This window comes from Microcoleus sp. Pol11C3 (genome assembly GCF_036701485.1).
Classification (GTDB): Bacteria; Cyanobacteriota; Cyanobacteriia; order Cyanobacteriales; family Microcoleaceae; genus Microcoleus.
On sequence record NZ_JAUBQW010000013.1, the window covers coordinates 16,930 to 30,767 of the forward strand.

At 44.5% G+C, this 13,838-nt stretch carries 12 protein-coding genes; 9 read left to right on the plus strand and 3 right to left on the minus strand.

The window, feature by feature from the left end; genetic code table 11:
- The first annotated feature begins 10 nt into the window (after positions 1 to 10).
- The 6 genes from QUA40_RS05610 (at position 11) to QUA40_RS05635 (ending at position 7,136) form a co-directional block, all read left to right on the plus strand.
- Entirely contained in the window at positions 11 to 1,933 is a 1,923-nt protein-coding gene (locus tag QUA40_RS05610; RefSeq protein WP_333122583.1) for an ATP-binding cassette domain-containing protein, read from the plus strand.
- A 682-nt stretch (positions 1,934 to 2,615) separates the two neighbouring features.
- A complete protein-coding gene (locus QUA40_RS05615; protein WP_333122586.1) occupies positions 2,616 to 3,821 on the plus strand; it encodes a hypothetical protein in 1,206 nt (401 codons plus the stop codon).
- Between the two features lie 144 nt (positions 3,822 to 3,965).
- Positions 3,966 to 4,541, plus strand: a complete 576-nt coding sequence (locus tag QUA40_RS05620) for a TIGR04376 family protein (protein ID WP_333122589.1) — start codon at positions 3,966 to 3,968, stop codon at positions 4,539 to 4,541.
- A gap of 146 nt (positions 4,542 to 4,687) precedes the next feature.
- Positions 4,688 to 5,749 carry an S-methyl-5-thioribose-1-phosphate isomerase gene (gene mtnA / locus QUA40_RS05625; protein ID WP_333122591.1) on the plus strand — a complete coding sequence of 354 codons (1,062 nt, stop codon included), beginning with the start codon at positions 4,688 to 4,690 and terminating at the stop codon, positions 5,747 to 5,749.
- A gap of 49 nt (positions 5,750 to 5,798) precedes the next feature.
- Entirely contained in the window at positions 5,799 to 6,275 is a 477-nt protein-coding gene (locus tag QUA40_RS05630; RefSeq protein WP_333122594.1) for a type IV pilin-like G/H family protein, read from the plus strand.
- Between the two features lie 3 nt (positions 6,276 to 6,278).
- Positions 6,279 to 7,136: a rhodanese-like domain-containing protein gene (locus QUA40_RS05635; RefSeq protein ID WP_333122596.1), complete on the plus strand. Its 858-nt coding sequence runs from the start codon at positions 6,279 to 6,281 to the stop codon at positions 7,134 to 7,136.
- 114 nt (positions 7,137 to 7,250) lie between these two features.
- Here the strand turns inward: QUA40_RS05635 and QUA40_RS05640 are convergent, their stop codons facing one another.
- Positions 7,251 to 7,598 (minus strand): hypothetical protein, encoded by a 348-nt coding sequence (locus QUA40_RS05640; protein ID WP_333122597.1) that lies wholly within the window; start codon positions 7,596 to 7,598, stop codon positions 7,251 to 7,253.
- Positions 7,599 to 7,839: 241 nt separating this feature from the next.
- Between QUA40_RS05640 and QUA40_RS05645 the strand changes: the two genes are divergently transcribed.
- The gene (locus QUA40_RS05645; RefSeq protein WP_333122686.1) at positions 7,840 to 8,799 is read left to right on the plus strand and encodes a cation diffusion facilitator family transporter; all 960 of its coding nucleotides are present in this window, start codon (positions 7,840 to 7,842) and stop codon (positions 8,797 to 8,799) included.
- Between the two features lie 121 nt (positions 8,800 to 8,920).
- Here the strand turns inward: QUA40_RS05645 and QUA40_RS05650 are convergent, their stop codons facing one another.
- Positions 8,921 to 9,112: a hypothetical protein gene (locus QUA40_RS05650; protein ID WP_333122599.1), complete on the minus strand. Its 192-nt coding sequence runs from the start codon at positions 9,110 to 9,112 to the stop codon at positions 8,921 to 8,923.
- A 258-nt stretch (positions 9,113 to 9,370) separates the two neighbouring features.
- On the minus strand, positions 9,371 to 12,757 hold the full coding sequence (locus QUA40_RS05655; RefSeq protein WP_333122602.1) for a tetratricopeptide repeat protein: 3,387 nt from the start codon (positions 12,755 to 12,757) through the stop codon (positions 9,371 to 9,373).
- Between the two features lie 167 nt (positions 12,758 to 12,924).
- Here QUA40_RS05655 and QUA40_RS05660 point away from each other — a divergent pair, with 167 nt between their 5' ends.
- Together QUA40_RS05660 and QUA40_RS05665 are read left to right on the plus strand one after the other, a co-directional pair.
- Entirely contained in the window at positions 12,925 to 13,197 is a 273-nt protein-coding gene (locus QUA40_RS05660; RefSeq protein WP_333122605.1) for a hypothetical protein, read from the plus strand.
- Positions 13,198 to 13,218: 21 nt separating this feature from the next.
- Entirely contained in the window at positions 13,219 to 13,752 is a 534-nt protein-coding gene (locus QUA40_RS05665) for a DUF2726 domain-containing protein (protein WP_333122607.1), read from the plus strand.
- Positions 13,753 to 13,838 lie beyond the last annotated feature (86 nt).

Genomic DNA, 13,838 nt, shown 5'->3' on the forward strand with positions numbered 1-13,838 from the left:
TTCTATACTCATGACTATTTTTACTCTGCGATCGATCAAAAAAGACTTCGGCATCAAGGAACTCTTGACAGATGCCAGCTTCAGCCTTGATGAAGGCGATAAAGTCGGACTCATCGGCACAAACGGTTCCGGCAAATCAACGCTGCTGAAAATGATTGCCGGTATGGAGTCGATCGACTCTGGCGATCGCTGGGTCAATCCAGGGTCTAAAATTGTTTATCTCCCCCAACAGCCGGATTTAGACGAAAATCACACTGTCTTAGAGCAAGTATTTGCCGACAGTGGCGAACAAATGGCTTTAGTGCGCGAATACGAGGAAATTTCCGCTCAATTGTCCCACGGCAAAGGCGATACAGACAAGTTGATGGCGCGTCTGTCGGCAGTGTCTGAACGCATCGATGAGGTGGATGCGTGGGACTTGGAAACCAAGGCGAAATTGATTTTGACTAAGTTGGGAATTGAGGATTTTGATGCGAAAATTGCCGACTTGTCCGGCGGCTACCGCAAGCGAATTGCCTTAGCAACGGCTTTGTTGTCCGAACCCGATGTGTTGCTGATGGATGAACCGACAAACCACTTGGATGCGCTGTCTGTGGAGTGGTTGCAGAACTATTTGAACGGCTATCGCGGTGCTTTGTTGCTGATTACGCACGATCGCTATTTTCTCGATCGCGTTACCAATCGCATCCTAGAGATCGATCGCGGCGACCTTTACAATTATGCTGGCAATTACGCTTATTACTTGGAGAAAAAAGCCCTAGCTGAAGAATCCGCCGCCAGCACTCAGCGCAAATTCTCGGGAGTATTGCGGCGCGAGTTGGAATGGCTGAAGAAGGGGCCCAAGGCGCGCAGTACCAAGCAAAAAGCTCGGATTGATCGCATTAAAGATATGCGAGCAGAGGAATTCAAAACAGCCAACGGCAAAGTCGAAATTGCGACAGCGGGCCGCCGGATTGGTAAGAAGGTGATTGAGTTACTGCATATCAGTAAAGCTTACGGCGATCGCACTTTAATTAAAGATTTTACATACAATTTCACTCCCGAAGACCGGATTGGAATTATTGGCTGCAACGGTGCGGGAAAATCGACGCTGATGGATATCATCACCGGACGCATTCAGCCGGATTCGGGTACTGTCGAAATTGGCACAACCATTCATATCGGTTATTTTGACCAGCATTCAGAGGATTTGACGCCGAACGAAGACCAGCGAGTTATTGAATACTTGAAAAGTGTGGCAGAGTTAGTGCAAACGGCGGATGGGGAAATCATTACCGCTTCTCAAATGTTGGAAAAGTTTCTGTTTCCACCGAACCAACAGTATTCACCAATTAGCAAACTTTCTGGCGGGGAAAAGCGTCGGTTATTTCTGTTGAAAGTGCTGATGAGTGCGCCAAACGTGCTGATTTTGGATGAACCGACAAACGACCTAGACGTGCAGACTTTGGCGGTTTTGGAGGATTATCTCGAAGATTTTAACGGCTGCGTGATTGTGGTGTCCCACGATCGCTATTTTCTCGATCGCACGATCGACATGGTTTTCGCCTTGGAACCGGGCGGCAATTTGCGCTTGTATCCCGGCAATTATTCGGTGTATTTAGACTACAAGAAAGCCGAAGAGGCCAAGGAAATCAAAGGGCAAAAAGAAAAAGAAAAACTTACACGCACCGTTGAATCTAACAATTCAAAACCCCCACTTTCTACTCAAAAAACCACCAAATTTTCCTTCAATGACAAGCGGGAATACGAACAGTTAGAAAGTAAAATTCCGCAGATGGAAGCTGAAAAACAAGACATTGAGAAGATTTTGTCTAACAATGCTCCGAGCGGGTTTGCAGAAATGAAGAAGTTATCGGATCGTTTGGCTCAGTTGACGCAGGAGATCGATCGGGCGACTGAGCGCTGGTTGGAGTTGGCGGAACGGGTGGGTTAATTTGGGTTGTCCGAGTGTTGTGTTTAGCTCCTGTTAATAATGGCAGGAGCTAGAGAAATTATGAGTGAAAAAATTTCATGCTGAAAGGAATATATATGGACAAAATTCAATATTTTTTTCTTTTTATATTACAAATAGTGGGGTAAAAAGAATATTAGGAATAATTCTTATTTAGCCGACAATTTGGCAACCTTTGACAATTTATTACCTAAGTGTGATGAATTTATGGTTATTAAAGTTATAAAATGGATCGCCTGTTACTGTCAAGCAAACTTACCAACAAACTTAAGACGAGTAAAAGTCTGAAATCCTTAGTCTAAGCTGCAATGCCAGCGGAAACAGCGACAAAAAACCAGCTTTTTTTGCGCTCGCCTCAACTAAAGCTGTATGTCAAAAACTGTGAAGGCCCGGAGGGTGGGGTTGACAAAAGCAGTAGAATATGCAGTAAAAGTCAGCGTAAGCAAATAAGACTGGCAGCAGAAAACAGGGATGAAAAGGCCCAAAACAGGTAAAAAAAAAGTCGAGCGGGCAAAGTAAGTTCGCCGAGGACTAAAAATATGGTGATGAGTGAGCTACAATTGACCTGTTCTGAGCCAAGAATTGGTCAACATCACAACTATCCTGTAGAAGTCTGAAGTTGAGAGTCTCAGGGTTGTCGAGGAGCGGGAGCAAACAGAAAACTATGCCTCAAAAAGTAATCGCCAAACAGATGTCTTTGGAATCAGCGTCAGATCCGATCGCCGTGAGGGCGACGGTGGAAACAGTGCCAGCCGAAGCAGTGGCAGTAGAGTCCTACGCCGATCGGTTGATGGACGAACTGTTTGAAGGAGTCGATCAAGCATTCGAAGGCAGCGACGGACTGCCATCGGAGCCAGTGCAGCCAGAATTCGTGGCGCTCAAGTCGATATCGGTACCTCAAATAGTTTTGTCGCAGTTGGCTCCCCAGCCTCCGCGAGCCGAAAAAGACGTAGAAGCGATCGCCCGCCAAGTCGCCCTAGAAACAACCAAAAAACAGCAGTCTAAACAATCATTCGACAGAATGCTGCTGGGAGCAGCATTTGGGTCGCTGCTGCTAGTCATGGGATTGTGGCTGGCAAGCCGATCGGGACTGGTGCGTTTGCCCGCCGCCCCCGCACGAGAGACACCCGCAGCAAGTGGCAAAACAGCACCAGACACCCCGTTTGTCGAATACGTGCAGCGCTCGCTAGAAGCGATCGAACAAAAAAAAGCACCCCAAGCTAACCCCCAACTTGCAGGAGTTCCCGGAGCCGCCACCCCAGGGACGCTGCCGAGCATTCCAATTTCCGGTGCGCCGCCGGCAACCGCAGGTCTTTCGACCGCAGTCAACCGCATTGCTAATGCCCTGGAACAAGCTGCCTCGCAGCCGGGAGCACCAGCACCTCAAGTCGTAGTCATCCCTCCCCCCGCTCAGGTGACTGTGGCTCCGGCGGCTCCGGCGGCTCCTCAAACCGCGGCAGTTTCCCCCTCGCCTGCTGCTCCAGCCTCGGGTCGTGCGATCGCCGCTGCGGGCACTCGCTCTCCCCTCGCTGCTTCCCCTTCCGCCTCGGAGTCTCCCCAGCCAAAGATTTTGGCTCGCGAAACCGAACCGGCACCAGCGCCAGCAGCAGCCCAGCAATCCGCGCCCGCGCCCCAGCAATCCGCACCGATCGTCAGCAGCGCCCCGACTTCCGCGCATACGTTGGTAGGGATTTTGGAGTTGGGCGATCGATCGGCCGCTTTGTTTGAAGTAGACGGCGTAGCCCGCAGAATTTATGTCGGCGAAAGCATTGGCGCTAGCGGTTGGACGCTGGCAGAAATCAAAAATCAAGAAGCAGTTATCCGCAAGGGAGGAGATGTGCGATCGGTTTTTGTCGGGCAGAAATTTTAATCAGTCAGTTGTTAGTTGTTAGTTGTTAGTTGTCAGTTGTCAGTTGTTAGTTGCTAAAAAAATAATCACTGGGGAATCTCAACTGCGAAAAACTAACAACTAACAACCAATAACAAATAACCAATAACATAGGAATTATAAAAAATGGGCCTATTTGATGATGTCAGCCGCTTTCTAGAAACCCGCTTAGAAGAATTCTTACGCAGCAATCCCCATCTGGAATTGCAGGCAATAGAAGAACAACTGAAAGAACAAGAAGAAGACACTCTGCGGCTGATTCTCGATATCCAAAAACAAGAGAAAAAATTGCAAGCAGAAATTCTCTCCGCTGCCCAAGAAATTCAGCGCTGGAACGATCGAATCAACAAAGCTAAAGTCGCTCAAAGGCTCGATTTAGCTCAAGCAGCCCAAGAGAGGCAAGCCGCTTTGCTGCGTCAGGGAAATCAGCGCTGGGGGCAAATGCAAGGCTGCAAAGAACGGATTGAAAAAGCCAAAGAACTGTACCGCCAAATTCAATTGCGTCGCAAAGAAGTCCGGGCAAAAGCAGCAGAAGCTGCCACTCATACTACCACTAAAACAGAGCCAAACTGGGATACAAAGGGTTGGAATCAGAGTTCAAATTATAACATTTTTAATGCGGCCGATCCTTTAGAAAAAAAGTTTCAGCATTGGGAAGCTCAAGAAGAACTAGATCAAATGAAGCGGAATATCGGCAGATAGTTACGAAAGCATCCCAATCCTTTAGGGACGAGTTTACTCGGAACTTGGATTCCCACCCAGTGCAAATATTGGTAAACCCTCATAACATAGAGAAATACCTGCCTTCGTGGCATCATATAAACTTGTCCTTCACATAATTAAAATAGATGACCGATCAAAACTCCCCTGTTTCCCCCGTCACCTGGATGGAAGACCGAGTTCTGCTAATTGACCAAAACCGACTGCCGAAAGAATACGGTGTAGTCGAAATTAGCCGCTACGAAGATATGGCTGAGGCGATTAAAACTATGATAGTCCGAGGTGCTCCGGCGATCGGGGTAGCAGCAGCTTACGGGATGTATTTGGGGGCGCGAGAAATCGAAACTGGCGATCGTACCGAGTTTTTTACTAAATTAGAACAAGTTGGCGAGTTATTGCGATCGACTCGTCCGACAGCAGTTAATTTGTTTTGGGCAATATCGCGAATGCTCAAAACTGCCGAGAGAACTAGCGGTTCTGTCGAACAAGTGCAAAAAACTTTGTTAGAAATGGCCAAAACCATTCAAGCAGAAGACTTGCAAACTTGTAAAGATATCGGCGACAAAGGTTTAGAAGTTCTGCCAGCGACACCTGAAAAATTGAACTTATTAACTCACTGCAATGCCGGTGCATTAGCAACTGCCGGCTACGGTACTGCATTAGGTGTATTTCGTTCTGCTTGGCGAGAAGGAAGACTCGGAAGAGTTTTTGCAGACGAAACTCGGCCCCGTCTCCAAGGTGCAAAACTCACCACTTGGGAATGCGTGCAAGAAGGAATTCCCGTCACATTAATAGCCGATAATATGGCCGCTCACTGCATGAAACTCGGCATGATTCACGCAGTAGTTGTCGGTGCAGACAGAATCGCTGCTAACGGCGACGCCGCCAATAAAATTGGCACTTACAGTTTAGCAATTGTTGCCAAAGCTCACAACGTCCCGTTTTTTGTTGCCGCGCCTCTGTCAACAATTGATTTTGAACTTTCCGACGGCAGCAAAATCCCCATTGAAGAACGCGATCCAGTTGAAATGTATCAAGTTGGAACTACGCGAATTTGTCCTGTGGGAGTCGAATTTTACAATCCCGCTTTTGACGTAACTCCGGCGGAATTAATCTCAGGAATTATTACAGAACACGGCACGGTTGCTCCTTGGGCGTTGCAACAGTTTCAGGAAAAACAATTAGTTTGATTGTATGTTGCTCAACCGCTCATTCCACCTGTTATCTGTGAAATTAAGCATGATTCCCAGCAGCCGCAACTGGCCGCTCAAAGTTGCGATCGCAGCTCTAACTCTGCCAGTTGTTTTTAGTCCTGTCTCGGAAGCTCAAGTGTCACAAACGCTTAAAGCTAAGGAATCAGAAGCCAAACAATTTGTGGGTTCGATGAATAAAGCTCAGCAAGTTTACTATGGTGAAAAAGCAGGCTTTACAAGTTCTGTTTCCAATCTATTGGTTTATATGGGTCTCCAAATTAAACCTGGCGCAGCCAATTACAGCTACTCGATCGGCATGGTCAACAAAGCTGCTGTATTTAACTACGGAGTATCGAAGCAAGCTAATCTCAAAAGTTTTGTGGGGGGAGTCTTTTTGGTTGGAAACAAGCCCCAAACTATCTTGTGTCTAAATGCTGCTCCTGGCAAGATTAAACCACCTAATCCAACTAATACCAAAGGGGTTTTAAAATGCGCTGCGGGTACAGGCAAAATTGCTCAATAAATCATGTCTACTTTACTGTATAATTTGGCAGATAATTGGATAGTAAGCGCCGATGTAGCTAAGCAATTACTGTCAGCGGGTGCGACGCTGCTCGATGCTAGTCAACCTGTTTTAAAGTGGTTTTGCCGTCTCCCACCAGCTATTCCCGTAACTTGGCAGGAATTTTCTCAATCGCACTTTCCCCACAAAGGAAAAATTCTCGAAAATAACACAGTTTTAACTCAAAAACTGCAAGCAATTGGCATATGTCAAGATAAACCTGTCATAGTTGTTGGCGATTCGGTGAAAGGGTGGGGCGAAGACGGGCGACTTGTTTGGATGTTGCGGACTTTGGGACACGAAAAAGCCGTTTTTGTCGATGGAGGATATCGGGCTTTAATCAAAGCTGGAATTAATCGAGTAAAAGCTGCAAACAATCCACTGCAAACAGGAGATTTTGTAATATCTCGCCGCTCGAATTGGGAAATTCAGCGGGATGAATTTAAAGCTATTTTAGGAGATGATAATTTAGTCATTATTGACGCCAGAGAGCCGCGAGAATATGCAGGTAAAACGCCTTACGGAGAAAAGCGGGGCGGCCACATTCCCGGTGCGGTGCATCTTTACTACAAACAGTTAATGGACAAACATGGACAACTGCTGGCTCGGGGGGAAATTGTCGCTATTTTGCAGCAAAAAGGAGTTTCGCAGTCAACTCAAATTGTGAGTTATTGCTCCGGGGGAATTCGCTCTGCATGGTTGACTTCAGTGTTGACAAATGTGGGATTTAATGCTAAGAATTATGCAGGTTCAATGTGGGAATGGTCGGCGTCGCCTGCAGATAGTTATCCCCTTTCAATAAGCCTTTCAGGCGCCGACTAGAAGCCCAGCCCCTACTCCCCACAATAAAATTAACTCTTTGTGGAACAGGCCCCAAAGCCTGTTCTTCTTCAAGAAGTCGGGAATCTAAAACAAGAGCGTTTCAGGTTGAGAATCTCAACCGACTTGTTCGATATACTGAGCGAGATCGTCGCGCAGGCGGCTGAGTTCGGCTTCGGTGGTCACGCGCACGCGATCGTCCCTAACCGTAATCAGCACTTTCGCAGCAAAAGGAGTCGGCCAGATATTCGGGTTGCAGAAAACTTCCAAAAATACATCTCCTGCATACCGATATTCCATCGGTTTTTGGGGAGAAGCTTTAGCGCCAGCGGTTTTGGCTGCTACAGCTTTCAAGCTTTCCATCAAAGCTGCAATTTCGTTTTGCAAATCCCGCACGGCTTGCGGGGAAAAGCTAAAGGAGACAGAACCTTCGACTAAATTCAGTGTCAGCGGAGAAAGAGACATGGGCAATGAAATTTAACATACTATTGTTAATGATAAAAAATATAGTAACCCAAAAGAAGTACATTCCAGCTCAATTGGACTGCGAAACTGGTATTAATTAAAATTTGTCTCAAGAAGCTAGGCTAAATTAATGAATATAAATCTAGTCGCAAGCTAGATTCAGCAATACTTTTAACCTTTTATGACTTGATAAGCTTTAAACTAGAAGCCAGAAAACTTGATGGCAGATAGAGGAGAGTTTATGGTAGCCGAGAACCGTTCCGAAGTCCGCAAGGTTTTAATAATTACCTTATTGCTAAATTTGCTGGTGATGGCAATTAAAGCAGCCGTGGGATGGCTGACTGGTTCCCTCAGTTTGCTGGCAGATGCTTTGCACAGCGTCACGGACAGCGCTAGTAATATTTTAGGATTGGTAACTAATCATTATGCCAATCCGCAGCCCGATCGCGATCATCCTTACGGACACCAGAAATTTGATGCTCTCGGAGCTCTGGGAATTGCTGTTTTTCTGGGAATTGCCTGTTTTGAAATTCTCAGCGGTGCTGTCGAAAGGCTGATTAACGGGGGTAAAGCTGTCAAAATATCCCCAAATGAACTGTGGATTTTGCTGCTCGTACTGGGGATTAATATTTTTGTGACTTTTTACGAGCGCAGAGTTGGCCAACGTCTCGGTAGCGCGATTTTAGTGGCTGACGCTCAGCACACGATGAGCGATGTTTGGGTGACAATTATGGTCATCGGCGGGTTGATTGGTGTTTGGCAAGGGCAGGTTTGGAATATACCTCAATTACAATCCCTGGATGTGTTTTTGTCTTTTCCTGTGGCTGTTTTGGTATTTAGCAGCGGTTGGAAGGTTTTAACAGAAAATCTGCCTTGGTTGGTGGATGAAATGGCGATCGCACCGGAAGTTATTCACGCGATCGCAATGGATGTACCGGGGGTTGTCAACTGTCACTCGATCGCCTCCCGTGGCGTTGTAGGGCGTCAAGTATTTATTGATATGCACATGATTGTGGATGCTGTCGATGTAGAAACAGCTCACCGGATTACAGAAGAAGTAGAAGCCCGTTTGGAAGAACGTTTCAGCCCTGTACGCATCTTAATTCACGTTGAGCCACCTGCTTACAAGTCCGACCAAATTAGCTACGATTCTGGAGAGAAGGAAGAAGGAAAGAGGAAGCAGGAAGGAGAAAAAATGTAGGGTGTATCCCCAGCAAACAGCAGCTTGAGGGATGAAGGAGGAAGGCGATTTTTGCGATCGCAATTCCTCCAATTTTTTAAATGCTATCAATGAAGTTAAAGCGATCGCACTTAATTTAGTGCTAGTTTTCCACAGGAAAAGGGGGGTTTTCCACAGAAATCGGCAAGTTTTCCACAATAGATCGATCGGCTGTCGTCGATTTCTGTCTTTCTATTTGTATAAATTCCAAGTATTTTGAATTTCTGTAGCCATTTCCCCCCGCAAATGCCAAGGTAGCAAAATCTTCACTTTTGAACCGAGAGCTCGCAGCCATCTCAACGGGTAGTGCGGATGGAATTTTTACTTTATTTTATCTGGTGCTAGCCTATCTACTCTCGATCGTAGCGGAAATTCTCCTACTCTGTTTTAGGCGACGATTCTCTTAATTCAGAGAAAGATGAAGAAATGTTTCGATCGAGTTGGATTTGGGGGAGTGAGTGCGCTCGCTCTCTTACCACCGAACCAGATAACGCAGATATACATCTCAACCTTCAATCTTAATCATTTTCAGTTTAAAAACTGAAACTTTAGTTTATAGGGGCATCATATAGTGATGACAAGTGTTCGATCCAGGATTTTCTAATGGATCTACAATCAGCACAATAAAGTAATCTTTTGTATTATACATTTCCAAAAACATTAGAATTGAATCCCACATTTCACTTGGAGCATTTTGGGATGCTTTTACACAATTCTTTTGTGTTACATAAGCCATAGTCACTTCATCATACGAACTTTGTACTTCAATTAAGACAATTCCTTTCCCCAATTGCTGATAACTGTTAACAGCTTGCTGTTTAATTAACTCACTTAATTGCGAGAATATTTTTTGAGCTACTGGAACTAAATCGTAAAACAACTCAGGAGTTTGAAACATTTCCTTACTACTAATACCCTCACTGATTAAAGCACGAGGTTGCCTCTCGTTTCTAAATCCTTGAGCTTTACGGTTCTTTTTTGATGATTTTTTAAGTGTTGATTCTATATCTACTAATGCAAATATTCCCGGAAAAGGCTGCATTATCCTTTGCATATATTCAGCAGGAAGTGTGCGAATCAAAGGCATATCTTGCAGTTTTTTTTGATACATATTAGTATCTTCGTGTTCCTGTCCTAAAGTCTTCAAGGCAATATTGAAAGCTTTATTCCACAACTCCTCTGCTTCGTCAAAGTTTCCTTGTAGGCAGTACAAGTCTGCTAAATTATGGAAAGATGAGGCAACATCTGGATGTTGTTCTCCTAGAATTTCTCTTCTTATCTGTAAAGACTCTATAAACCTAGCTTCTGCTTGTTTATATTGGTTACGATACCAGTATACTAGACCTAAGTTATTTAAAGTATTAGCATAACCTAAATTATTTTTACCTATTAACTTTTCCCTTATATATAAGGACTGTATCAATAGAGGCTCCGCATCTTTATCACAACCTAGCTCCGTGTAAAGTAGTCCTAATTCGTTGAGCTGATCGGCATAATAAGGATTATTTTCACCGAAGAATTTTTTCGTAATTTCTAAAGCTTGTTTTAAGTATGTTTTAGCTTTGATTGGCTCTCCTTTTAAGCTGTAGAGATTTCCTAGACTTTGGAGGACAGGGGCTATATCGGGGCAATTTTCTCCCCAATAGCTTTTAAGGCTATCTAAAGATTCTAGTAATAGAAATTCAGCTTCTTTATATTTACCCTGAAGCTTGTACAGCAATCCCAACTCGCCTTTATACACAGCAATTCTTGCAGGGTTATTATTTAATAAATTTTCAGCACGCTCTACAGTCTTCTTAAGTAAAACCTCAGCTTCTCTATAGCGACCCTGATCTTGATACAAAGTTCCCAGAGTATTTAAAACAGTAATTAATACATCAGGTTCTCGATCGCCGGAATTCTCTATAAATGATAGAGCCTTGTAAACCAAATTTTCAGTATTGCTAAAAATAGCTTCTTTTTTATATATACTGTTTTCATCAAAACTATTTAAAGAAGAGTTATCGTCGATTGGTGACATATCCTGTAAGGACTTCTTTAATAGGCTCTCTGCTACGTTAAGCCGATCTTGAAGACGGTAAATTACCGCAAGTTCGTGTTGAACAGATATTATTAGTGAATGTCGCCTATCATAACGAGTTAGAAAAACCTCTAATACTTTTTTATAGAGTGTTTCTGCTTCACCATAGCGTCCTTGTAATCTGAGAATAGTTGCTAATCGTTTCTGGACACCAGCCACAAAAAGATGATTGCCAGGAAAACGAGTTTTTACGTTTTCTATAAAAGTCTGACACCAATTCTCAGCTAATGCGTACAATCCCTGATTTCTATAAAAAGAGACTAAGATATTGAAAGGGTAGCAAAACTCTTCATTACTTAGATAGCCGATCATCTGTTGGGCAACTTCTTCTATATGAGGAATCAGAGGAGAAATTTGCTTAATTTCGTCGTAATTCGGCGAACTTGGCATCTGTTGTACCAGTGCGGCTATAAATGTTACAAACGAAATTTTCAGATATTCTGCCTCTGGTAGTGCCTCTAGCTTTTGCCGAAAGAACTCTCTGATAAGTTGATGAAACCGATAAATTCCCTCACCGCAAGGCTGAAGTAAATTCAATCGAACAAGCTTATTTTTAGCTTCTTCTGTCGCTTCTAGGGAGTTTTCCAATTCTTCCAGTATTTCCTGAGTAATTCCCTGAGATTCTAATGCTTCTTTTATGGCTTTTGCATCTTCTTCACTCACTGCCACCTGTAATTCATTGGGTTTCCAAGGAATGGGTGCTGGAGCAAACAAACTCAGAAGACAGCCTAACCTCTGCTCAGCATCATTTAGGCGTTCCCAACTCAACTCAAAAGCATCGGCAACTCCTAGTTGAGCTGTCATTGTTGGTTCTGGATTTTTCAAGGCTGAATGTCTTAGACGTTTCTGCTTTAATCGTCGCAACATTTCTGCTAAAGATAAATCTTCATCTTGTGCCAAATATTGCCCTACTAATTCCAATCCTAGAGGCAAATAACCAAGCCACTTGCATAAATTTCTAGCAACCCAAGGCTCTCGCTTTAGCCTTTCTCGCTCAACTAAAGACTTCAGGAGAGCTAGAGCTGCTTTCGGCTTCAGCACATCTAAATCTAGACGAGCAAGCGGTTTACCAAGCCTTTCCCGCGTTGTAATCAACACTTTGAAGCGAGATTCAGATGGTAAATAAGACTTAATTTGCCTGTAATCTGCAACATCATCAATAACAATTAACACCTGACCTTCAGCCCAACGTTGCCAGCAGAATTGTACTTGACCAGCTAATGTCAATCCATTGGGTAAGGTGAAGTTTGGAAAATGCGCTATCGCAAACTCGACAATTTGAACTCCGATGTCTCCACCTTTGGGATACAGCCAACAAATGCCACCTTTGTAGGTTTCTGCATGACCTTGAGCATACTGGATCGCGAGTTCAGTTTTGCCAACACCGCCCATACCAGCGATCGCCGCAATTACTACCTGATTGTTTTTTTCCAGAAGTTGGTGCAATTCTGAAAGTTGCTCCGTGCGACCGACAAACTCAACAGCACCACTACGAGGAATATTATTGTGATGTTCCAGACTGCTCTGAGTTGCTAAGACTGTATTTTCTAATCCTTCTGTATGCCCAAGCTTTGGTAATTTTGACTTTGAACAAACCTGGTTCCACGCCTCGATACCGACAATATCTATCACTTTCAAGCCAAAACCCTTTTCAGCAATCGCCGACGCCGACTCCGGATCGACTCCACCACCGTATAAGAAGGTCTTGACTGTCTTTTGATCTACACCTGCTTTCTCTGCAATACGCTCAAACGTCAGACGCCGCCCTTCACTGTCACGATTAGCAGCTTTGGATTCTTTAAGTATTCTGATTCCTTCTTCAGTAGCCTGCACACTGCGGGATTTGCGTCTTCGAGTCATTGATGTAGTCCGTTCATTTGTATTGCTACTAGATTAACCGCTTCTAAACGCTGCTGACAGCAAAGATCGGGGAAGTTTGGGGAACTTGACGATCTTCACCAATCAGCTCTGGAGAAATCCAGTTGACCCCAATAGGCTTGAATCATTAACACTCAAAGGTTCAGCTTATGACAGCCTTTCAACTCAGCCTTTTCCCAGACGAGCCACCCACTCCCATCGACTCCCTTAACAAAAAGAGAAGGGTAAAACTCCCATCCCAACCAACTGTAATAGAGCAATCCTGCACAACCCATAGAGCTGCACAACTGCTGGAGGTATCCACCACAACTCTCTACCGCGCTCGGAAAGAAGGCAAACCTTACCAGAAGGGCGCTTGGACTGCCACCGCTCTTGGTGCAAACGCTTGGACAGTCGTCTACAACCCCCTTAATTCCCACTAACCCTAATTGGAGATAAAACTAATGCTATACGCCTTTGACTGTGACAATTCTTTGTCTTCATTTCCCGAATTCCAAAGCGGAGAAATCATCAACGAGTTAGAAACGATCGCTATCGATATTCTAGAGATGATTTTAGGCGATCGCTTCCGTTACTGTCCCCAAGTTCCCCTAGAAATCATCTGTTCTCGTCCAGAAACTTTCACCCGTCTTCCCATTGAACTTTGGAAATTTTGGGTGAGTTCCAGAGTCGATATCGCCTTGATGGAACGCGGCTGTGGTGCTAGTCGCAAAGCCAAACTGGTGATAGAATGTCAATCTCATTGGCACGATCGCCCAGAGGTGCAGGAGCGCGATCGCAAAAAAGCCCGACTCCTTGCATCTGTTGGCGTTCCCTTAGTATACCTGCGACAAATCGATCGAGATCGACGCTTCTATCGTTTCTACACTCCCAATGGACAAAAAGAAGTCTTTTACAACTCAATTACCCAACAAGGACGGATAGAACTGGAAGCATTTTTGCAACACTATTCAACACAGTTGACAGTTGACAGTTGACTCTTAGACTATAAATTTTCTGTGTAAGTCCTGTAATTAACACAGGACTTACAGACGGCATCTATCCAAATCGAAAATCAATAATC

Bases quoted from the DNA above. Each gene is read 5' to 3' on its own strand.
- QUA40_RS05660 (WP_333122605.1), top strand. From the start codon at position 12,925: ATGACAGCCTTTCAACTCAGCCTTTTCCCAGACGAGCCACCCACTCCC.
- QUA40_RS05635 (WP_333122596.1), top strand. From the start codon at position 6,279: ATGTCTACTTTACTGTATAATTTGGCAGATAATTGGATAGTAAGCGCC.
- QUA40_RS05620 (WP_333122589.1), top strand. From the start codon at position 3,966: ATGGGCCTATTTGATGATGTCAGCCGCTTTCTAGAAACCCGCTTAGAA.
- QUA40_RS05630 (WP_333122594.1), top strand. From the start codon at position 5,799: ATGATTCCCAGCAGCCGCAACTGGCCGCTCAAAGTTGCGATCGCAGCT.
- QUA40_RS05650 (WP_333122599.1), bottom strand. From the start codon at position 9,112: ATGGCTGCGAGCTCTCGGTTCAAAAGTGAAGATTTTGCTACCTTGGCA.
- QUA40_RS05655 (WP_333122602.1), bottom strand. From the start codon at position 12,757: ATGACTCGAAGACGCAAATCCCGCAGTGTGCAGGCTACTGAAGAAGGA.
- QUA40_RS05640 (WP_333122597.1), bottom strand. From the start codon at position 7,598: ATGTCTCTTTCTCCGCTGACACTGAATTTAGTCGAAGGTTCTGTCTCC.
- QUA40_RS05645 (WP_333122686.1), top strand. From the start codon at position 7,840: ATGGTAGCCGAGAACCGTTCCGAAGTCCGCAAGGTTTTAATAATTACC.
- mtnA (WP_333122591.1), top strand. From the start codon at position 4,688: ATGACCGATCAAAACTCCCCTGTTTCCCCCGTCACCTGGATGGAAGAC.
- QUA40_RS05610 (WP_333122583.1), top strand. From the start codon at position 11: ATGACTATTTTTACTCTGCGATCGATCAAAAAAGACTTCGGCATCAAG.
- QUA40_RS05665 (WP_333122607.1), top strand. From the start codon at position 13,219: ATGCTATACGCCTTTGACTGTGACAATTCTTTGTCTTCATTTCCCGAA.
- QUA40_RS05615 (WP_333122586.1), top strand. From the start codon at position 2,616: ATGCCTCAAAAAGTAATCGCCAAACAGATGTCTTTGGAATCAGCGTCA.